Below are 21,335 nucleotides of genomic sequence, written 5' to 3' on the forward strand. Positions count from 1 at the left end.
GGCGGAGGGGCTGTATAATGAAAGACAACGCCCCATAGAACCTGGCATGAACTAGCATGCTGCGGGTCGTGGAGAGCGCCTCCCACGTTGGAGATAAGGCAAGGGGGGATGCGGTTGGCCACATCAAAACCGACCAAGCGGAAACAGCAGCGGATCGAGACCAGGCAGAGGATATTCGACACCGCCATGGGCCTCTTCACCCGCAAGGGATACACCAAGGTGAGCGTCAACGACATCTGCGAGAAGGCAGGCGTGTCCAAGGGGACCTTCTACTACCATTTCAAGTCCAAGAGCCAGGTGCTGAGCGAGCATTTCCTGAAGATAGACGATTTCTATACCGTTCTGATAGAGCAACTCAATAAAGAGGAGAAGAGCCCGACCAGGCGCCTGGTCACCTTCACCACCAAGAGCTTCTCGTACGTCAACGACCTGGGAGTGAAGATCACCAAGATCATCTGGCACAGCCAGATCAATCCCCTCGAGAAGAAGCCGGATATGGCCAACCCGAGGCGGCCCGTGTACGGGATACTCGAGCAGTTGATCAGGGAGGGCCAGGAGCAGGGTGAGCTGCGGCGCGACGTCAGCGCCGAGACCATGGCCGACCTCTACGTCCGCTGCTACCGGGGGATCATCTACGAGTGGTGCCTGCATAACGGCAAGTTCGACATCATCGAGGCCTGCGAGGATTTCACGAAGCTGGTGATCGAGGGCTTCAAGAAGCAGTGAGCCCTTCCTGGCTGTACCGCCTCACCGCCCCTTAGCTAGCGGTCACGCTGAGGCGGGCAAGACCGCTATGACTTCGCAGCGGCTCCCTCTCACGCCTTCTTCTTGTCGAGAAAGGATGAGGGGTCGGTCCAGGCATCGCTGCGCTCGGGCTCCGCGTCGGGGTCGTGCTCCGGCGGCGGGCCGTGGAAGTCGGCGGGGTCGTACTTATAGCCCTTGTAGTCGTCGGGGTTGACCCGTTTGCCCTCCACCCTGATCACCTTGGCCGGGTTGCCCGCTACCACCGAGTAGGGCGGCACGTCCATGTCCCACACCACGGCGTTGAGGCCGATCTGCGCATATTCGCCGATGGTGGCGCTCCCCCCCACCATGGCGCCGTGATAGATCTGCACGTAGTCGCGCACGTCCATGAAGGGCTTGTTTTCCGGCAGTCCCACAGCGCCCACGGCCACGTGCGAGTAGATGCGCACCCCCCTGCCGATGCGGGTCTGCCTCCCGATGAGGGTGGCTACGGGGTGATCCAGGTGGAAGTCGGGGCCGATGTCGGCGTCCGGGTGTATCTCCACCCCGCACATGAAGTAATTCAGGCGGTAACCGAGGAAGGCCAGGTTGATGTGGCCCTTGAGGTAGAGCATGCGGTAGATGCGGTAGAGGGCTATGGCCTGGTTGCCGGGATGCAGGAAGACGTCCCGCATGAGGCCGCCGGCCCCCTTCCGCTTCACCGCCAGCTTGAGATCGTCGAGAAAGTGGCCTCCAGTCTCATCGGCCATCGCCGCCGCCTCCTTCCTTTCTCCCGCCCCCGGACCGTTTCGCCTTGAGCCATCTTCTCGCCGTGTCCAGGGAACCGTAGACCAACATGGAAGCCTCGTAGGGCTTGCTGTCCAGGAACTTCACCGTCTCTCTGGAGAGGACGCTGCGCTCCCTGAGCACCTGCGGCAGGCCCAGCAGGGTGTCGAAGATGCCCCGGAAGAAATAGCGGAAGGTATGGTACTTGATGGACTGCAGGACGAAGAAGACGGTGTAGTAAAAGACTTTCTTCACGGCCGGACCCAGGGGATAGAAACGGGCCAGGAACCACCAGCCCCCGGTCATGGTGATGTACATGCGGTGGCCGGGGTTGCGCACCTCCTTGGAGATCTTGTGCCGGATGGTCGCCGAGGGGAGGTAGACGATGCGGTAGCCGCGCTCGATGGCCTTGGCCGAGATGTTCCGCTCGAACTGGTAGAGCAGTATCTCCGGCTCGATGTAATCTATCTCCTCCAGGACGTCCCGCCTGATCAGGGCGCCGTTGCCGTGGAAGGTTGGCACGTCGAAGATGCGGTCCGAGGCGTGCTCCTCGGCGGTGAACCAGCGCAACGGGTCGTAGACCTCGCCGCTGTCGTAATAGAGGTTCTTGGAATGGACCACCGCGATGCGCGGGTCCGAGGCCAGCGCCGCCACCATGCGCTCCACGGCGTCCGGCGCGAGGATGCCGTCATTGTCCTGGTGCAGGATGACGTCGCCGCGGGCCGTCTTCGCCCCGATGTTCAGGGCCTGGATTACGATGTTGTGGGGAGACTGGATGAAGAGGACCTCCGGGAACTCCTCCTCTATCATCTCCCGCGTGCCGTCCTGCGAGTTGTTGTCGACCACGATGATCTCGCTGACGGGGTAGGTCTGGGCCTTGATGGCCAGCAACGCCTCCCGGAGGTCGTTCTTGCGGTGCCAGTTGGGGATGACCGCGCTGATGGTCGGCCTGTATTGACCTGTCCTGCCGGGTTCGCTCATCTCCTGTCCCCTCTTCGCGCTCCGTTTTCTACCTATACGAATCGGCTTGTGCCGCAAGAAACAATATAGCCTTTGTCCGCCGTTGGGTCACGCCCGCCTACCTGCCGACGTGGCCCGTTTGGTAAGATGCAGGAAGTATCGGAGATAAGCTCGGGAAAGGTCCGGTCGTTGTACGGCGAGTCATACTACCGCTACCGCGAATCGAAGCGCGATTTCCGCGTGGAGACGCAGCTGCTCTACTCCCTGCTCCGGCCCGCTCCCGGCTCCCGCATCCTGGAGGTGGGGTGCGGGGGAGGCGCCCTCCTCGCCTTCCTGGCAGGGAAGGGCCACGATGCCGTGGGACTGGACATCTCGGAGGATGCGGTGGACCTGGCCCGGCGCGCAGCGCCGTCCTGCCGGGTGGTGCGGGCCGACGCCGGCGTCCTGCCCTTCGAGGACGTTTCCTTCGACCGCCTGCTCAGCCATCACCTCGTCGAGCACCTGGACGACCTCCCCGCGGCCCTCGCGGAATGGCGCCGGGTGCTGGCCCCCGGGGGGATCATGGCCGCCTGCACCCCCAACCGCCTCTATGCCAGCCCCCAAATCTTCGAGGACCCCGGCCACCTCCACATCTACGAGGGGAAAGAGCTGGCGGAGACGGTCGAGAAGGCGGGTTTTCATGTCCAGCGGTGGTTCACCGTCTTCCCGCACCTGCTCAGGGACACCATCAGTGTGCACGTGGGAGTGCCCGCCTGGCGGGCGTTCTACCGCCTGCCTTATTTCCGGGAACGAGGCCGCAGCCTGCTGCTGTCGGCCGTGAGGACCTAGGGGTTACAGTGGCGAAATACCGTCTCCTGGTGGTAAACCACGCGGTGGAGATCGGCGGCGCGGAGCGCGCCCTGCTGGGGTTCCTGGACTGCCTGGACCGCGACACCTTCACCCCCGCCCTGGCCTGCCCCCACCCCGGCCCCCTCACCGGCGAGGCGGACCGCCGCCTCGTCCGCGTCCACATCGGTTTCCCTTCCCCGCGGCTGCTGGAGGTGAAGAGGAAGTCCATCGGGAAGGACCGCCTGGCCGCCGCCGCCTACCCCTGGGACCTGGCGCGCACCGCCTGCGGCCTCGCCGCCCTCATCAGGAGGGAGGGCTACGATCTCGTGCTCACCAACAGCGCCAAGGCCGACATCTACGGCAGCATGGCGGGGAAGCTGGCGGGAAGGCCGGTGATATGGAGGCTGCACGATATCGCCAGCGGAGACGCCTTCAGCCGTTTAAACCTCTTTCTCTTCCGCGCCTCGGCCTCCCTCTTCGCCGACCGCGTGCTGGCCATCTCGGAGGTGGTGAGGCGGGCCCTGGTGGACCTGGGGGTACCGGAGGCGAAGGTGGGCATGGTGCACAACGGCATCCTTCCCCCGCGCGCGGCGGCGGCCAGGCAAGAGGTGCGCGCCGCCTGGGGTGTGCCCGCGGGTGCCCCCCTGGTCGGCATGGTGGGCCGGCTGGTGGACTGGAAGGGGCCGGACTACTTCATCGCCGCCGCGGCCGAGGTCGCCGCCAGCCTGCCCGAGGCGCGCTTCATGCTGGTAGGGGACGCCATCTTCGGAGAGAGGTCATACGTGGACGGGCTCAAGGCCATGGCGCGTGGGTACGGGCTGGAGGGCAGGGTGATCTTCACCGGTTTCAGGGAAGATGTCGAGGAGATCATCGCCGCCATGGACCTGCTGGTGCACGCCTCGGTCCTGCCGGAACCCTTCGGGCTGGTGATCATCGAGGCCATGGCCCAGGGGCTGCCGGTGGTGGCGACGCGCGGCGGCGGTGTGGGAGAGGTCGTGGACGACGGCGAGACCGGCCTCCTCGTCCCTCCCCGGGACGCAGCGGCCATGGCGGAGGCCATCCGCGGGCTGCTCGCGGACCCCGCGCGCGCCGCCAAGATGGGGAAGGCGGGGAAGAGAGCGGTGGCCGAACGTTTCGACCTGCGGGACAAGGTGCGCGAGATGGAGGCGGAGATGCTGGTGGTGCTCGCAAGTAAAGGAGCGCGAAGGTGATCATCGGTATCGAGGGCCGCACCCTGCAGGGGGAGAGGTACGGGGTGGCCCGCTACCTCATGAACCTGTTGCGGGAGATGGTAAAGCTCGAGGGTGAGAACCGCTATATCGTCTACACCTCGGGACCCATCGCACCACTGGGGTTCGATTCACCGAACCTGGAGATAAAGAGCATCACCATGCGCCCCTCCCTGCTCTGGCGCCACCTGCGCCTCCCCCTGGCCATGCGCCGGGACGGGGTGGACCTGCACTTCTCCCCCTCATATTTTCTCCCGCTGGTGAAATTGTGCCCGGCGGTGGTGGTGGTACACGACATCACCTTCAAGGTGCACCCCGAATGGTTCGTCATGGACCGCCGCTTCCGCTTTGATGACCTCTTCTGGCGCGAAGTGGCCAAGGCCGAGCGCATCGTCACCGTGAGCGATCACTCCAAGCGCGACATCGTGCGCGTCCTGGGCGTGGCCGAGGAGCGCGTGACGGTCATCAGGGAGGCGGCCGACGCCTTCTTCGTGCCGGTGCGCGACGCGGAGAGGCTTGACGCGGTGCGCGAGAGATTCGGGCTGGCACCCGGTTTTCTCTTCACGGCGGGGTCCATACATACCCGCCGCAACCTGGAGCGGCTCATTGCGGCGGTCTCCGCGGCCTCCGGCGAGCTGGACGCGCCCCTGGAGCTGCTCATCCTGGGGACCCCCGCCCCCTTCAGCCCGCCCGTGGACATCGCCGGGACGGCACGCCGCTGCGGCATGGAGGAACGCGTCAAGCACGTGCCCTACGTCTCCGAGGAGGAACTACTGCTCCTCTACAACGCCTGCGGCCTCTTCGTCTATCCCTCCCTCTACGAGGGATTCGGGTTGCCGGTCATCGAGGCCATGGCCTGCGGCGCGCCTGTGGCCTGCTCCAACACCACCTCCATCCCCGAGGTGGCCGGTGACGCCGCCGCGTACTTCGACCCGGAGAGCACCGGGGAGATGGCCGCCGCCATCCGCGAGGTCATGGGGGACGCTTCCCTGCGGGACAGGCTCTCCCGCGCGGGCATGGAGAGGGCTGCCACCTTCTCGTGGCGCAAGGCCGCGGAAGAGACCCTGGCCGTCTTCAAGGCGGCGGCGGGGAGATAAAGGGCCCACTTACGGGACCAGGGGGTTACGACAGAGCTTCGCCAGCCAGGTCATCCAGCGAGGCCGCCATGCCAGTCGGGATGCAAGCAGCAAGCCCTTGCCGCACTTTCTCGATCCCCGACCAAGCTATCCAGCACACACCGCCTATCCCTTTTTCTTCTTCATCGCCTCCCGGGCGTCGAGGATGAGGTCGAAGGGAGTACCGGTCCTCAGCTCGCTGGCGTCACGCACCTTTACCCCCTCCTTGCGCCAGGTGAGCAGGTGGTCTATGGGCGTGGAGGGGGCGCGCGCCGGGTTGGGGTGGTCGTAGTAGAGTTCCGGCCTTACTTTGAGGTCCGCCTGCCAGGCCACGCCGAGGTCCGTGGATGACATCAGCTTCACCGCGGGGTCGCCGCCAACCACGGTGAGGTCGGGCACGTCCTTGGTCACCACCGACCCCGGGACCACGCCGCAGTGCTTGCCGATGGTCACCCCGGGCATGATGATGGAGCCCGAACCGATGGCGGAATTGTAACCGATGGTGGTGGTCATCACCCGCATGGGCAGGTCGCCCACGGAGTTCACGGCCGCGTCGTGGGCGTGGATCATCACCCCGTACGCCACCTTCGCGTAGTCCTCGATGAACACCGACTGGGGCGTGGTCATCTCTATCCATACCCCCAGGTCGATCCAGGCGGTGTCCGCGACGTTGACCCCGCGCTTCTTCAGGAGCCTCTTGCGCGACTCCGCGTCCGGGTGCCACATGGAGAGCAGCATGAGCAGGCGGTAGTCGAGGAAAGCCACGAGGTCCAGTACCTTGTTGGTCACCTTGCCCGCCAGGATATTGCGCGCCAGGAAGGAGTAACCCCTGGCCAGTTTGAGATAGTTCTCCCAGTCCATCTAACCCCAGCTCCTTTCGCCCTCGCGGAATGCCCTTGCATCGCCGGCTTTCCTCTATATACAAAGAATAATCGTCCAAAACCAGCTTATATTGAGCCCGACCCGGCGCGGGCGTGGCCACGGCGGCTCCATGCATGTATATGACCTGCCGAGGCGCGGGGTTACACCCCGGCAAGCAGGGCGGGAACTCCTTGCGCGGGCTGGGGCGGCCAGCCCTTGAGCCGCGGGACTCCGGCGCCGATATTGCTGTTATAATGAACCCTGTTGGTGGGGGGACCGTCCAAATGTGGGCTTTATCAGCGGGACAAGGTCCTCTCGCGCGGCGCAGATGAGCGAGCGGCCATGGGAAAGGTTGGAGTATGAAAGTTCAGGATATCATCCCGGCGATCACCAAGAGGATCTGGATCGTCATCGCCATGGTGCTCTTATCGACCCTGGTGGCGGCGGTAATCGCCCAGGTGCAGTCCCCGGTGTACAAGGTGGAGACGGCCATGTCGGCCACCGCGCCCATCAACCCGACCACGAAACTGCCCGACGCCACGGTGCAGGCCGCCTATATCGCCCTGATGCCCTCCATCGCCAACTATGCCGAGAGCATCGGGGTGGCGGATGCGGTCAGCGTCCGCCTGGCCAACCAGGGCATCGAGGTCTCCCCCGAGGAGCTGCTGAAGAAGGTCAGCGCCGTGCCGGAGGCCAACTCCACCTCCATGAAGATCACCTTCAGCGACAGCAAGCCCGACCGGGTGGCGGACATCGCCAACGCCTGGGGGGACGTGATGGTGCTCAAGACCAACCAGACCACCGAGTTCTACGACGAGGAGTTCAAGAAGCTGCTCTTGAACGGCAACATCGTCTTCACCAACCGCGCCGTCGTCCCCGAGAAGCCCACCCAGCCCAAGACCTTCGCCTATGTCGGGCTGGGCTTCTTCGTCGGGCTGGTCATCGGGCTGGTGCTGGTGCTGCTCATCGAATACTTCAACCCGCGCTTCCGCAACCCCCGCGAGGTCGAGGAGACCCTGGACCTGCCCATGCTGGGAGTGCTGCCGCGGGAGAAGGGCGCCCGCAGCACGGCCCTCCTCTCCTCCTTCGGAGAGGGCTCGCGTACCTGGGAGGCCTACTCCGAGCTGCGCTCCAGCCTGATCATGCCCCCCGAGGGGTCGCCGGCGTCCGTACTGGTGGCATCGGCCATCCCCTTCGAGGCGGGGGCCGCCGTGGCCGCGAACATCGCGGCCAGCATCGCCAACACCGGGCGCAACATCCTGCTGGTGGACTGCGACCTGCGGGGGCGGGCCCTCTCCAGGCTCATGGAGGCCGCCGAGAAGACCGGCCTCTCGGACGCGCTGCAGAAGGGGGATGCCCTCGGGGGCGCTGTAGTCGCGTCCAGGATAGCCAACCTCTCCTTCCTCCCCGCCGGCTCCAGGAGGGACAACTCCACCGACCTCCTCTCCCTGCCCGCGTTCGCCGAGGGGCTGCGCGAGCAGGAGCTGCGCTTCGACAAGGTGCTGCTGTACGGACCTCCCCTCACCGGCTCCGTGGACGCGGCGGTCGTCGCCGCGCAGGCCGAGGCGAGCCTGGTGATCATAGACGCCGACCACTGCACGCGCAAGGCCGCCCAGGAGGCCATGTTCAGCTTTGAACGCCTGGGCATCGTGCCCACGGGGGTAACGCTGGCGAACGTGAAGGTCAAGGGCCGCGAGCGCGCACCGCGCACCAGCGAGGCAAAGCCCGCGCGGGGTGAGACGCAGGCAAAAGGCGGAGCGCCCGCCGCCCCGGTTGCCGCTCCCCCCGTGGCAGCGGCGCCGGTTGCCGAGGCGGAGCCGTCCGTACCCCGGGAAAAGAAGAGCGGGCGCGCCAGGGAACGGCAGGACAAGAAACAGGCAGCCGCAGCTACGGCGGCCGCGGCCTCAGCCGCGGTGTCCTCCGCCACGCTGGCCACCGGTGCGCAAAAGGCCGGGGAACGGCCGGAGGAGAGGCCACCCACGGAAACGGCGGCCATGGCCATGGCGAAAATATCCGACGCGGCCCTGGCCGAGGCGGTCGAGGAGGAAGTGCTCGAGGAGGTCGCGGAGGACATCGGGGAAGCGTCCAGCGCCGCACCGTCCGCCTCCACGCCCTCACCCCCGCCTTCGTGGGACCATACCCCCGCCGCCGCCCAGGACGGGCTGCAGAAGATCAAGGAGAGCGTCGCGGAGGACTTCCGCCGCATGGGGGAGACGGGCGCCCCCATCCCCAAGAACTGGCTGCGGGCCCTCAACTCCGACAAGGCGGACGTCCGGGAATCGGCGACGGCCGCGATCACCATCTATTACCGTTCTTTCCTGCGCCGCTACAATATCGGTGACGAGAGCGTTGGGCGCATCACCGCTTCCATCATCCAGATGATGCGCCGCGAGGGAGAGTACGCGGGCATAAGCGAGGAGGAAGCGCAGCGCCGCCTGAAGCAGATGCTGGTGGACGCGGGCGCAAGGTTATCGTTCCCCACGCCCGCCGGCGCCCCTCCCGCCCCCGGGCAGTCCGGCGGTACGGGGCCGGGCGTGGCCGGGGAAGGCGAGAAGGACGTGAGGCGCCAGGAGAAGAGGCGCTTCCGCCTGGATGGCCGGGGCGGCAGGAAGGCGGCCGGAAGGGGCGGGGGCACGGCGCCAAAGCCCGGTGAGGAAGAGGGCGGCGACTGGGAATAGGAAAGGAATGACCTGGGGTCAGCCCGGGATATGGGTGACTGTGGTTGGTGCGCATAGTGACCGCCCAGCGCGATTCTCGAAGTCCCATGTCCGGGGGTGACCCCGCTTATATGGAGGTTGTGAGCGAGAGATGGAGCGGGTAGCCCGGCTTTCGAAGAACACCGCGGCCCTGGTGGGCGCGAGGATCGTGACCTCGAGCCTCACCTTCATCCTGGCCATCATCATCAACCGCAACCTGGGCCCGGAAGCGGCCGGCATCTACACCTACGCCTTCACCCTCTACACCATCTTCCAGGTGATACCGGACTTCGGCCTCGGTAACATATCCATCCGCGACGTCTCCCAGCAGGTCTCCCGGCTGCGCCGTTACTTCGCGAACATCGTGTCGCTGCGCTTCCTCCTCGGCCTCATCGCCTTCTCCCTGCTCATGTTGACCAACTTCATCAGCCTGGCCGTGCAGGGGTCGGGGGGGCTGTCCGGGGACAAGTTCTGGGTGGTCTTCACCATCGCCTTCTGCCTCCTGGTCGAGCAGCCGTTCTCCAACTCCCTGTGCGAGAACTTCATCGCCCTGGAGAGGCTGGGGGTGGTGGCCCTGGTCTACCTGATCATGGGGATCATGAAGGTGGCCATGTCCATCTACGTGGTCACCGCCGGCTTCGAAAACGTCCTCGTCTACCTGGTGCTCATCTACATCATCACCATCATCTACTCCATCTTCCACCTCTACCTGCTCTACCGGCGCGTCCTGCGCCGGACGGAACCTGCCGAGGCGGAGATCAGCGACATGGTGGTGGCCGAGGCGGTCACCCACGGGCCGGTGCCGTTCGGCGACGCGGCCATGGAGGCGCTGCTCGCGGATTACTCCTATGCCGGGCTGTCCGAGGAGACGGAGAAGGTGGACGCAGGCGCCGGGGAGGAAACTCAACAACCACCGGTGGCCCCCCCGCCGGAAGAGCCGGCCCTGGTCACCAGGATCGGCCCCTTCACCATGGACGGCAGGTTCTGGCGCTACCTGCTGGTTAGCGCATGGCCCCTGGCCATCGTCGCCGCGGGCGTGACCATCTACGCCGGCATGGACGTCCCTCTCATCTCCTGGATCAGGGGAGACACCGAGGTGGGCTTGTACAGCGCCGCCGGCATGTTCGCGAAGGCCCTGGTGTTCTTGACCCTCGCCCTCAACATGGCGGTGCTGCCGGCTGTCTCCAAGGTGGGCGGCAAGCATCCCGACCGGCTGGGGCAGGTGTGGGAGCGCCTCATCCACTACGCGCTGCTCCTGGTGGTGCCGCTGGTGGTGATCATCCCCGTGCTGGCCCGTCCCGTCCTGGTGCTGCAGAGATTCCAGTACATCGAGGCCTGGCCCGCCACCTGGCTGACCATGGCCGCCATGACCTTCACCTTCATGACCGCGGTCAGCTACCCCTTCTTCATCGTCATCAACAAGCAGAAGACCATCTCCATCGTGGTCCTCTTCGGCCTCCCCCTGAAGGCCGTCCTGGGGATCGTGGCCATCTCCATCTGGGGATATATTGGCGCCGCGGCGAGCGTGCTGCTCAGCGAGTGCGTGGTCTTCTGCCTGCTCTACTGGAAGCTGTCACGCGACCTCGAGCACCGTATAAACTTCCTCCGCTTCGCGGGGGTACCCGCGCTCATGCTGGGAACGCTCTACGGTATCGCCTTCGTCCTAAACAGCGCGCTGGCGGTGGGCAAGGACACCTTCGCGAGCGCGCTGCAGGCCGCCTTTATCATTGCGGCCGCGCTGACGATTGTTTATATAGTACTGGCCATCGTGACCAAGGCCCTGAGCAGAAAGGGCTTGCAGGAACTGAACGAGCTGCTTACGGTGTGAAGGTGACCGGTCCGGTGTTCGGAATGAGAGGCAAGTGATGACATTCGGCCGGAGATGCAAGTTGTATCTGGCGGCGCTGGTGATCCTCGCCGCCGGCCTGCTGTCGAGCGGATGCGGCTGCGTCCTGGGCCAGATCATCGACCAGGCCGGCGTGACCGTGAGGGGACTGGCCTGCGCCAACGAGATCGCCCAGAAGGCGGGCGAGGGCTACGACGTACGCGAGGCGCGGGCCAAGTGGCTGGAGGCCCTGGACGCCTATAACCAGGGCGACTATTCCAGGGCGGACGAGCTAATCGACGCGACCTACGACGCCATGGCCGACATGGAGAAGGTGGCGGAGCGGGTGTACTACCCGAGCTCGGGCGGTCTGACCGTCTCCGGCCTGCTCTTCCGCCCCGCCGAGGGCAGCGGCCCCTGGCCCACCATCATCGTCAGCCACGCCGGTTTCGGCACCGCCGGAGACTTCAGCGACGTGGCCCTGATCATACGGGACCAGGGCTACCTGGTCTTCAACCCCGACTTCCGGGGCAGCGGCATGTCAGAGGGCAGCCACGAGGGGGCCAAGGGGGAGGTGGACGACGTGATCGCGGCCATCGACTACCTGGAATCGGAGGGGCTCATCGCGGACGGGCGCATCGGCCTCTACGGCCAGAGCCACGGCGCCGCGGTGTCGGTGCTGGCCGCGGAGCGCGACCCGCGCATCAAGGCGGTGGTGGCCGAGGCGGGCTTCTACGACGCCGTTGACCTCTACAACAGCGGCATCAACTCCCCCGACCCCAACGTCAAGAACGTCCTCAACGAGATGCTGCCAATGGTGGGCGGCACGCCCGAGCAGGTCCCGCAGGAATACGCCGTGCGCTCGGCGCTGAACTACGTCGATTCCATGCAGGCCGCGACCCTGCTCATCCACGGCGAAAAGGACCCCCTCTGCCCCGTGGACCAGGCGCGCCGGCTCTACGACGCGCTGCAAGCGGCCGGCAAGACGGTGGAGATCAAGCTCTACCCCGACGAAGCCCACTGCGTCGTCGATCCCGCGGGCCGGCTGGAGGTGTGGGACCTCATGTTCGCCTGGTTCGAGGAGTATGTCTAGCGGGCGCGGCGGGGCCGCACCAGCCCGGCCAATGCCCGCGTGGGGTGATGAGTATGCCGAGCGATGAGCGCGACAGGCCGGCGCCGGTCTCACCGGAGCTGTACACGCGCGAGTACTTCACCACCGACTGCGAGGGGTACGACCTCTTCCTGCAGGGGGCGGAACGGCTCCCCGAGCGCATCGAGGTGGCGCTGGACTCCGCGGGAGACCTACGCGGCAGGCGCATCCTGGACATAGGGTGCGGACGCGGCGAACTGGTGTGCGAGGCGGCGCGGCGCGGGGCGTACGCCGTGGGCATCGACTACGCCCAGGCCGCCATCGAGCTCTCGCGCGAGCGCCTGGCCAAGCTGGACACGGAGCTGCGGGAACGGGTGGAATTCCTCCTGGCCAACGCCACGGGGCTGGATTTTCCCGACGGCAGCTTCGACGCCGTCTTCCTGGTGGACGTATACGAACACCTCCACCCCCACGAGATAGAGCATACCCTGGGCGAGGTGAAGCGGGTGCTGCGTCCTGGCGGCCGCCTCGTCGTGCACACCGGGCCCAACACCTGGTTCTACCGCTTCGGGTATCCCTTGGTGCGCGAGGCGGCGCGCCGCCTGCTGCGCCGTGAGTTCCCGGAGAGCCTGCGCGGGCAGTACGACGACATCATGCACGTGAACGAGCAGGACCCCCTCTCCCTTTACCGCGGCCTGACCGCGGCGGGATTCAAGGCGGCGGTGAGGCCGCGCAGTTTCCTGGAGGGCATCGACCCTGAGAGCTGGGAGAAGGCGATGATGGGGGTGCTCTTCGCGCGGCCCCTGGGATACCTCTTCTGCACCAGCCTCATGGCCACCGCCGTCCCCCGCGAAAGCGGCGGCGAGGCGCGCCTGCGCACTGTCCGCATGCTGCGCATGCTGGACACCGTACAGGGCGACATCCTGCTGGTGGGCGAGGGCGAGGGCATGCTGGCGCGGCGTCTTGCCGGTCGGGACGGCGTCCGCGTCACCTGGCTGGAGCCGGGGAGCCCCGGGGGGGTGGCGGGTGAGTCACCCCTGGTGGCGGAGGGATACGAACGCCTGGTGGGCGGCCCCGACTCTCCGCCCTCCGCGCCCGGCGGCTTCGGCGCCGTGGCGGCGCAGTTCACCCTGGACGAGGTGGAGGACCCGGCCGCGGCGCTGCGCGCCTGGCATGGGGCGCTCAGGGACGGGGGAGCCCTGGTCCTGGCGGCCCGCAACGGCCTCTTCGGGGGCCCCGAGCAGAGGCCCTCTTCCCGGCCCCGCCGCACCTTCACCCCCGCGGCCCTGTCAGCCCTGGTGGAGGAGGCGGGCTTCGCCGTGGGCGAGGTCTCCACTCTCCTGCCCGACCTCAAGCTGCCGGCGCTCTACCGCGGCGACCTGGGTTTCGCCCTGCGCCTGGAACGCATACCATATTTTGCCATGAAGGGCAAGCTGCTCTTCCTGCGCGCCGTGAAGGGCCCCGCGCCCGGAAGGGGGAAGGCGCCGTGAGGGTGGGGATCGACGCGCGCGGCCTCTGCAACATCAACCGCACGCGCGGCATCGGACGCTACACCGCGCGCCTCACGGAGGCCCTGGTTGGTTCGGCGGGCAAGGATACCGCCTTCACCCTCTTCGGTTACGGGGAGGGCCCGGAACCGGGGCTCCTAGACGCCGGGGTGCTGGGCAGGGTGGAGTGGCGCTCCATGCGCCATGTCGAAGGCCTGTCCTACGCGGGGCTGCTGGCGGACCACCTGAGCATGGCCCGGGCCGTGAATTCATCCGGGGTGGACCTCTTCCACGCCATGGACCACAACATGACCCCCTTCCTGCGCGTCCCCAGCCTGGTCACCGTGCACGACCTCATCCTGCTGGTGCTGCGCGGTCCCTACCTCGGGCCCACGGCGTGGGCGTGGATGCTGGCACACAGGCGCGCGGCGCGGCGGGCGCGCCTGGTGGTGGCGGTGTCCGAGAACACCCGCCGCGACGTCGAGCGCATCTGGTCCATCCCCGGGGAGCGCGTCGCCGTGGTCCACGAGGGGGTGACGCCGGAATACCGTCCCGTCGAGGACGCGGAGAAGCTGCGGGAGGTGGGCGAGGGCTACGGCATCGCCGCGCCATACTTCCTCTACCTGGGCGGTTTCGACCCCCGCAAGAACCTGCGCAACATGCTCGCCGGCTTCAAGCTCTTCCTCCTCGCCACGGGCGCTGTCCACAGCCTGGCGCTGTGCGGGGACGCCAGGGGGTTCGAGGGCTACCTGACCGATACCGTGGAAGAACTGGGGCTGGAGGAAAACGTGGTTCTCACCGGCTTCGTGCGCGAGGATGACCTGCCCGCCCTCTACAGCGGGGCGGACGCCTTCGTGTGCGTCTCCCTCTACGAGGGCTTCGGGCTGCCGCTGCTCGAGGCCATGGCCTGCGGTACGCCGGTGCTGGCATCGGGCGTATCCTCCATACCCGAGGTAGTGGGAGACGCCGGGCTGCTGGTGGACCCCCTGGAGCCGGCGGAGATAGCCGCTGGCCTCGAGCGCCTGGCCGGTGATGAGGGCCTGGCGGCGGAGCTGTCCGCGCGGGGGCGCGAGCGCGCGGCCGCCTTCACCTGGGAACGCGCGGCCGGGCGCATCCTGGAGCTCTACGGGTCCGTGAGGGGGGGTGGGTGAGCTGAAGGTACGCGAGGAGAAGAGGTCCCTGGCCGGCTCACCCGCACTGATACGGGTGATGGCGCTCCTGGCCGTCATCGGCTTTCTGGGGCTGCTGGTCGGCGCCATGTCCTCGCGCCTGCCGGTGCTCATCCTCTTCGGGGTCCTCGGGGGGGTGGCCCTGCTGGTCATCGTGTGGTTCTACCCCTTCTTCGGGGTGGTGCTGGCCTTCATCTCCAACCTCATCATCCCCCAGGCGGGGCCCAACTGGAACCTGGGCATCCAGGTGGCCATCGTCGGGGAGACGCGGGGGCTCCACTTCAACGTGCACGAGATCATCATGGCCATGGTCCTTCTCGCCGTGCTCATAAAAATCCTCATCAGCGTGTGGAAAAAGGACTGGGACGACGTGAGGGACCTGGTGAGAAGCCCCATCTCCATCGGGGTGGCCCTCTACGTGCTCACCAGTATCCTGGCCTGCTTCATCGGGCTCATCAACGACGCCGAGGGGTTGCTGGTGCTCTTCCGCTTCGTGCGCACCACCTTCTTCTTCTACATCTTCTTCATGATGATCTACATCGTCAGGAACCGCAGGCAGTTCCAGGTGCTGATAGTTGCCATGCTCGTCTGCTTCACCCTCATCGCCGCCTTCGGGCTGGTGCAAAAAGCCCTGGGCGAGACCTGGTCCAACCAGTTCAACGAGAAGGTGCTGAAGAGGCTCGGCTACCCGGCCGATATCAACTACGTCGCGGGCGAGAGCAGCGCCCAGGCCTACCGCATCAACTCCACCTTCGCTCACCCCAACATCCTGGGAGGGTACCTGGTCTTCGCCCTGCCCTTCTTCGTGAGCTTCCTCAGCCTTACCTGGCGCCTGCAACGCTACCGGCTGTGGCTGCTGTTGCTCGTGGCCCTGGGGATAAACCTCGCCGCCCTCTTCCTCACCGGCTCGCGTGCGGCCTGGGTGGCCGCCGGGGTCATCGCCTTCCTCTACGGCATCTTCGGCTTCTTCGACCGCCGCATGTGGCTGGTGCTGGTCACCGTGCTGCTGGTCTTCGCGCTCATCTTCGTCATGCTCAACCCGCCCGAGTTCGTGAAGAAGCGCTTCAGCGGCCTGAGCGCCAAGGAAGCCGCCGATTCACGCATGTACCAGTACAAGCTGGCCCTGGACTACTTCCTGGAGCACCCGCTCTTCGGCATCGGAATGGGCATGGAGGGGCAGCGCATCATCGAGAACAACCTGCGCTACACCTGGGCCGCGGTGGAGAACGTCTGGCTCACCTATATGGTCTCCCATGGCGTGGTCGGGCTCAGCGCCCTGCTGCTGGTGTTCATCCTCTACTGGATGGTCCTGTTCAAGGCGCGCAGCGGGTCGAAGAACGATCCCTTCATCTACTTCAACGCCGAGGCCTTCATCCTGGGCATGGTCGGTTTCGCCGTGTCCAACATGTTCGGTGCCTGGCTGCTCTTCGCCATCCCCATGGTCACCCTGATGTGGTTCTACATGGGCATGGCGGGGAGCCTGTACAATATCTACCAGGCCGAGCAGGAGGTCACCCAGCCGGAACTGCCATCTCCCGAGCCTTTCGTGTCCGCCCTGCCCTTCCCTAACGCCGCCTATCAGGAGCCGCGCGGTACGCCATGAGGTGACCGCCGCCGTCGAAAGAGCAGCGTCACCATACATAAAACAGTTTGCAATTCGAAACCATTCGGTTATAATGTAGTTGCCATAGATAGCGATAGCAGCTCACGATAGGGAAGCGACGATCCGTAGCGCGTGACATGGTTACCAGTGCTGCGGGGAGCTAGTGGTGAAACCGGCCCGATCGTTTTAAGCGGTCGGGTTTTTTCATACAAGTATAGGCAGACAAGTAAGACGGGCAGACAAAAGGAGGACGCAAGAAGGGGTAGAAGGGCAGGGAAAAGGGAAAGCTTTCCGGTCGTGGCCAGAACTCACTCGGCGTAGATATCTGGAACAGACCCCGGAAGGAACCTCCCGAAACCACCCACTGGCACTCTTCGGATGTTGCGCTCGCGAAACCGGACGTTAAAGCGAGCGCCGCGTCCCGATCTTGGGAAAGGCACTATTGCGGAGGTGACGTCAATGAGCAAGTCGACCAGGTGGTTGGCACTCGTCTCCATCACGGCACTGGTACTAATGTCGCTTCTGGGCGGGATCGTCTCCGCCCTGGCCGGAAACGGCGCTGCGTCAAAGGCAGGTGCCGGAAGCGTGATGGCGGAGGGTGCGGCAGTCATCACACCGGAGCAGAACCCGCCCCCGGACGGGGGGGAGACCACTGAAAAGGCGGTCCTCGAGGAGACGCAGAGCGGGATCTTGTGCGAAAAGGGCAAGATCATCGTCATCAAGTTCCTCGACGCCAACGAGAACAAGGTGATGGACAAGGGCGAGACGGGCATGGCCGGCGTGACCGTCACCATCAATGGTGGAAACCCCAAGGTGACCGGGAGCGACGGCAAGGTCGTTTTCGACGGGCTCCTGCCCGGCACATATATTGTGGCCGAGGTTGTCCCCGCAGGTTACCACCCCACCGACAAGGCCTCCTACACTATCGATATATGCTGGGATCAGTGCAAGACCGTCTATATCGGCAACGCCCCCGACGAGGAGCTCAAGGGCTCCATATCCGGCCACAAGTACAACGACGTGGACGCGAGCGGCGGCTACAGCGCGGGCGACCTCCCCCTGGCCGGAGTGACCATCAACCTGCTCAAGGACGGGCAGGTCATCGACTCCACCACCACGGCCGCGGACGGGAGCTACTCCTTCAGCGATCTGGCGCCCGGCAACTACGAGGTAGAGGAGGTCCTCCCCGCGGGGACCGAGGCCACCTCGCCCACCAAGCTGGCGGCGCCGGTGACGGAGAACTGCCTGGACGTCACGGGCAAGGACTTCTTCAATAAGGTCATCGAAATAGAGCTGAAGGGCTCCATCTCCGGCCATAAGTACAACGACGTGGACGCAAGCGGCGGCTACAGCGCGGGCGACCTCCCCATGGCGGGAGTGGTGATCGAGCTGTGGAAGGACGGCGCCAAGGTAGCCCAGACGACCACGGCAGCGGACGGGAGCTATTCCTTCACGGACCTAGCCCCCGGCGATTACACGGTAAAGGAGGTCCTGCCCCTGGGGACCGAGGCTACCTCCCCCACCAGCGTTGACGTCACGGTGTCTGAGGAAGACCTGGACATCACCTGCGTCGACTTCTTCAACAAGGAAGTCCCGCCCGAGTGCGACGACGGCATCATCGAGGGCGTGGTCAGGGTGGACGAGGACTGCGACGGCGAGTTCACCTGGGACGACCCGCTCCTCGACGGCGTCATCTTCAGGCTCTACCATATCGAGGACGGGGGCGGCCTCACGCCGGTCGTGCCACCGTCCCAGATAAGTGGACCGGGTTGGGGATACAACGTCTTCCTCCCCCTGGTCATACCGGTCTATTATCCCGGCGGGCACGTCATCTGGGAAGGCCTGCCGCGCGCATACGGCGGCAGCACGACCTCTGCCCGTTACCGGCTGGTCATGGAGGTGCCGGAGGGGTACACGCCCATCGGGCCGGTCAGCTACGACCTCGAGCTCCACAACTGCCCGTGGCCCTGTTTCTGGTTCAGCAAGAACTTCCTGCTCTCCAGGAACTCGCACCTGCGCGGGCACAAGTACGAGGACGTGAACTGCAACGGCGTATACGACGCCGCGATGGATAAGCCGCTCGAGGGCTGGACCATCGAGCTCTACAAGGACGGTTCGCTCATCGCCACCACCACGACCAACGCCGCGGGCGAGTACAGCTTCGAGGACCTCCCCGAGGGCGTGTACACGGTCAAGGAGGTGCTGCAGGACGGCTGGATGTACAGCTATCCCGCGGACGGTACCTTCGTGGACGTGCCGGTTGGATGCGGGGACGTCGACGGCAAGGACTTCCTCAACAAGCGCTACCTCGGCATCAGCGGGCACAAGTTCCAGGACGCGAACTACGACGGCGTCATCGACGCCGGGGACCCCGGCGTGCCGGGCGTGGAGGTGCAGCTGTTCAAGTGGGACGAGGGCAGCGGCGAATACGAGTACCTGGCTTCGACGGTGACCGGGGCCGGCGGTTACTACGAGTTCACGGACCTGGTGCCCGGTGACTACAAGGTGCAGGAGGTGCTCACGCCGGAGCTCCTTGAGGACTGGTACATCGTCAGCCCCGAGGGCGGCGTGTTCGTCCCCGTGGAACTGGAGTGCGAGAGCGTCGAGGACCTGGACTTCCTCAACGCGCTATACCTCGGCATCAGTGGGCATAAGTACGAGGACGCCGACGGCGACGCCGAGATCGGCGGGGAAGACCCGGGGGTGCCGGGAGTCGAGATCCAGCTGTTCATCTGGAACGAGAACAGCGGCGAGTTCGATCTCCTGGCTTCGACAGTGACCGGAGCCGGCGGTTACTACGAGTTCACGGGGCTCAAGCCCGGTACCTACAAGGTACAGGAGATACTCACACCAGCGCTGCTGGAGGACTGGTACATCATCAGCCCCGAGGGCGGCGTGTTCGTCCCGGTGGAGCTGACGAGCGGGGACGTCGAGGACAAGGACTTCCTCAACGCCCGCTACGGCGCCATCGAGGGATGGAAGTACTGGGACAAGGACGAGAACGGCATAATGGACGGTGATGACGAGGGGCTGGCCGGCGTGGCCATCATCCTCGATCCTCCCCCGGACCTGGGCGCGCCCCGCGTGGCCATCACCGACGCAGAAGGACATTTCTTCTTCGGCGGCCTCAAGCCGGGCACCTACACGGTGAGCGTGGACGAGTCCACGGTGCCCGACTACTATCCCATCAGCCCGGTCACCGTCGAGGTGGACGTGGTCAACGCCGTGACGGTGCAGGTCTATTTCTCCGAGGCGCCCTACGGTTCCATCTCCGGCAAGAAGTGGCTGGACGCCAACGCGGACGGGATATGGGGCGAGGACGAGACGGTGGTCATCGCGGGCATCACCATCAACCTCTACGAGGGCAACCCGCCCGGAGAGCTCATCGCCTCCACTGTTACCGGTGAGGACGGCTACTACGAGTTCACCAAGCTCAAGCCCGGAATCTACACGGTGGTAGAGGAGGGCAAGGAGGGTTACTTCGCCTGCACTCCCATCGAGGTGGAAGTGGTCCTCTCGGCCGGAGAGGGAGCCGTGGTGGACTTCGGCAACTGCCCCTACGGGCGCATCGAGGGGTTGAAATACCTCGATGAAGACGGTGACGGTGCCCAGGATGCCACCGAGAGCGGTCTCGAGGGAGTGGAGATCACCCTGGTCGGGCTGGACGTCGATGTCATCGCCATCACCACCACCGGTGAAGACGGCAGCTTCGTCTTCAACGACCTGATCCCGGGAAGGTATGTGGTCTCGGAGACCGTTCCTTCCGGTTATTACTTCACCCGTCCCATAAGGGTCGAGGTGGTCGTGGGCGCGGGAGAGAGCATATCGGTCATCTTCGCCAACGCGCTCTACGGCAGGATCGTCGTGAACAAGTGGCTGGACGACGGAGACCAGCTGCTCGACCCGGAGAAGGACACGCCCAAGGCGGGCATGCCCATCAAGCTCACCGGCAAGACCGTCAGGGGCGAACTGGTGAGCATTGAGACGGTGACGGACGAGGACGGTAGTTATACCTTCCTCCTGCTGGAGGCTGGAGACTATACCGTGACCGAGACCTACGACCCGGAGAAGATGATGGCCATCACGCCGGACAGCGTGGATGTGGCGCTGCCCCCGGGCGGAGAGGAAGTAGTGGACTTCCTCAACGCCGAGGTCGAGGTGTCCCCCGAAGTCATCGAGGCGGATACACTGCCGCAGACCGGCATCAACCAGCTACCGCTGCTGTTCGCCGCGGGGACGCTGGTGCTCGCGGGCCTGGTCTTCCTGGCCCTGGGTCTGCGCAGGCGCTTCCAGGAATAATACACGATCCGACAACGTCACACCGCTTAGGAAAGGGCCCCCACCGGGGCCCTTTCCGATGGGGTCAGCCCCTGACATGTGACATTTACTCGATTCAGAAAGATCGAAGAAGATACCTCAAATGAAAATGACACATGTCAGGGGCTGACCCCATCGGCTACTACCACTCGAACCCTATGCCCGGGTCGTCGTAGGGGATGCGCTCCTCATCGGGGGCGGAGGGGTCGTAACTCTCGGTGGTATGGTAGAAGAGGCCGGCCGGCCGGTCTCCCAGCACCTGGTAGCCGTGGGCCACGCCGGGGGGGATGACCACCAGCAGGGGCTTGTGCTCGCCCGCGTAGATGACCTGGGTCTGCCGGTAGGTGGGCGAGCCCTCCCGGAGGTCGTGGAGCACCACCCGCGCCTCGCCCATGGCCATGAACCACAGGTCGTACTGCCTGCGGTGCCAGTGGAAGGCCTTGATGACGCCGGGGTAGGTGACGGTGAAGGTGGTCTGCCCGAAGCGCTCCAGGAGGCCGTCGTCGTCGCGCAGCACTTCCAGCAGGTATCCCCTCTCGTCGCAGAAACGCATGAGGGGCTTGACGCGCACACCTTCTATGTTGCCTGCGGGCATTCCGTCCATGTTCATCACCATAGCTAAGGTTAGCGGAGCGGACCCCCCAAG

General features: G+C 65.5%; 15 protein-coding genes and 1 riboswitch. Of the genes, 11 read left to right on the forward strand and 4 right to left on the reverse strand.

The features are described from left to right. Positions 1-114: 114 nt before the first annotated feature. A complete protein-coding gene (locus AB1384_07425; protein ID MEW6554100.1) occupies positions 115-726 on the forward strand; it encodes a TetR/AcrR family transcriptional regulator in 612 nt (203 codons plus the stop codon). Positions 727-815: 89 nt separating this feature from the next. On the opposite strand, the gene AB1384_07430 is transcribed toward AB1384_07425, so the two are convergent. Both AB1384_07430 and AB1384_07435 read right to left on the reverse strand, forming a co-directional pair. Then, complete coding sequence (locus tag AB1384_07430) at positions 816-1,493, reverse strand: hypothetical protein (GenBank protein ID MEW6554101.1); 678 nt, start codon at positions 1,491-1,493, stop codon at positions 816-818. Continuing rightward, entirely contained in the window at positions 1,483-2,490 is a 1,008-nt protein-coding gene (locus AB1384_07435) for a glycosyltransferase (protein MEW6554102.1), read from the reverse strand. Before AB1384_07435 ends, AB1384_07430 begins: the two co-directional genes overlap by 11 nt. Positions 2,491-2,658: 168 nt before the next feature. Here AB1384_07435 and AB1384_07440 point away from each other — a divergent pair, with 168 nt between their 5' ends. Genes AB1384_07440 through AB1384_07450 form a run of 3 tightly spaced genes read left to right on the forward strand, consistent with a single transcriptional unit; the run spans position 2,659 to position 5,623 of the window. After that, positions 2,659-3,297, forward strand: coding sequence for a class I SAM-dependent methyltransferase (locus AB1384_07440; GenBank protein ID MEW6554103.1), 639 nt, complete (start codon positions 2,659-2,661; stop codon positions 3,295-3,297). 8 nt (positions 3,298-3,305) lie between these two features. Beyond that, complete coding sequence (locus AB1384_07445) at positions 3,306-4,508, forward strand: glycosyltransferase family 4 protein (GenBank protein MEW6554104.1); 1,203 nt, start codon at positions 3,306-3,308, stop codon at positions 4,506-4,508. Beyond that, entirely contained in the window at positions 4,505-5,623 is a 1,119-nt protein-coding gene (locus tag AB1384_07450; protein MEW6554105.1) for a glycosyltransferase family 1 protein, read from the forward strand. Before AB1384_07445 ends, AB1384_07450 begins: the two co-directional genes overlap by 4 nt. A 144-nt stretch (positions 5,624-5,767) precedes the next feature. On the opposite strand, the gene AB1384_07455 is transcribed toward AB1384_07450, so the two are convergent. Continuing rightward, complete coding sequence (locus AB1384_07455; GenBank protein ID MEW6554106.1) at positions 5,768-6,502, reverse strand: acyltransferase; 735 nt, start codon at positions 6,500-6,502, stop codon at positions 5,768-5,770. Positions 6,503-6,861: 359 nt separating this feature from the next. Between AB1384_07455 and AB1384_07460 the strand changes: the two genes are divergently transcribed. From AB1384_07460 to AB1384_07490, 7 genes are all read left to right on the forward strand, one after another. Continuing rightward, complete coding sequence (locus AB1384_07460; GenBank protein ID MEW6554107.1) at positions 6,862-9,180, forward strand: hypothetical protein; 2,319 nt, start codon at positions 6,862-6,864, stop codon at positions 9,178-9,180. A gap of 130 nt (positions 9,181-9,310) precedes the next feature. Further along, positions 9,311-11,026 (forward strand): oligosaccharide flippase family protein, encoded by a 1,716-nt coding sequence (locus tag AB1384_07465; GenBank protein ID MEW6554108.1) that lies wholly within the window; start codon positions 9,311-9,313, stop codon positions 11,024-11,026. 61 nt (positions 11,027-11,087) lie between these two features. Continuing rightward, the gene (locus AB1384_07470) at positions 11,088-12,116 is read left to right on the forward strand and encodes an alpha/beta fold hydrolase (protein ID MEW6554109.1); all 1,029 of its coding nucleotides are present in this window, start codon (positions 11,088-11,090) and stop codon (positions 12,114-12,116) included. 53 nt (positions 12,117-12,169) lie between these two features. Beyond that, the gene (locus AB1384_07475; GenBank protein ID MEW6554110.1) at positions 12,170-13,603 is read left to right on the forward strand and encodes a methyltransferase domain-containing protein; all 1,434 of its coding nucleotides are present in this window, start codon (positions 12,170-12,172) and stop codon (positions 13,601-13,603) included. Beyond that, positions 13,600-14,751 (forward strand): glycosyltransferase family 1 protein, encoded by a 1,152-nt coding sequence (locus tag AB1384_07480; protein MEW6554111.1) that lies wholly within the window; start codon positions 13,600-13,602, stop codon positions 14,749-14,751. The genes AB1384_07475 and AB1384_07480 overlap by 4 nt, the downstream gene beginning before the upstream one ends. Beyond that, complete coding sequence (locus tag AB1384_07485; protein MEW6554112.1) at positions 14,744-16,372, forward strand: O-antigen ligase family protein; 1,629 nt, start codon at positions 14,744-14,746, stop codon at positions 16,370-16,372. The genes AB1384_07480 and AB1384_07485 overlap by 8 nt, the downstream gene beginning before the upstream one ends. Before the next feature lie 102 nt (positions 16,373-16,474). Further along, positions 16,475-16,559: riboswitch (cyclic di-GMP riboswitch) on the forward strand. Positions 16,560-16,831: 272 nt separating this feature from the next. Continuing rightward, positions 16,832-20,671 carry an SdrD B-like domain-containing protein gene (locus tag AB1384_07490; GenBank protein ID MEW6554113.1) on the forward strand — a complete coding sequence of 1,280 codons (3,840 nt, stop codon included), beginning with the start codon at positions 16,832-16,834 and terminating at the stop codon, positions 20,669-20,671. A gap of 160 nt (positions 20,672-20,831) precedes the next feature. On the opposite strand, the gene AB1384_07495 is transcribed toward AB1384_07490, so the two are convergent. Next, on the reverse strand, positions 20,832-21,293 hold the full coding sequence (locus tag AB1384_07495; protein MEW6554114.1) for a dTDP-4-dehydrorhamnose 3,5-epimerase family protein: 462 nt from the start codon (positions 21,291-21,293) through the stop codon (positions 20,832-20,834). Between the last annotated feature and the right edge of the window lie 42 nt (positions 21,294-21,335).

Source organism: Actinomycetota bacterium (genome assembly GCA_040757835.1).
In the GTDB taxonomy this organism is placed as follows: Bacteria; Actinomycetota; Geothermincolia; order Geothermincolales; family RBG-13-55-18; genus SURF-21.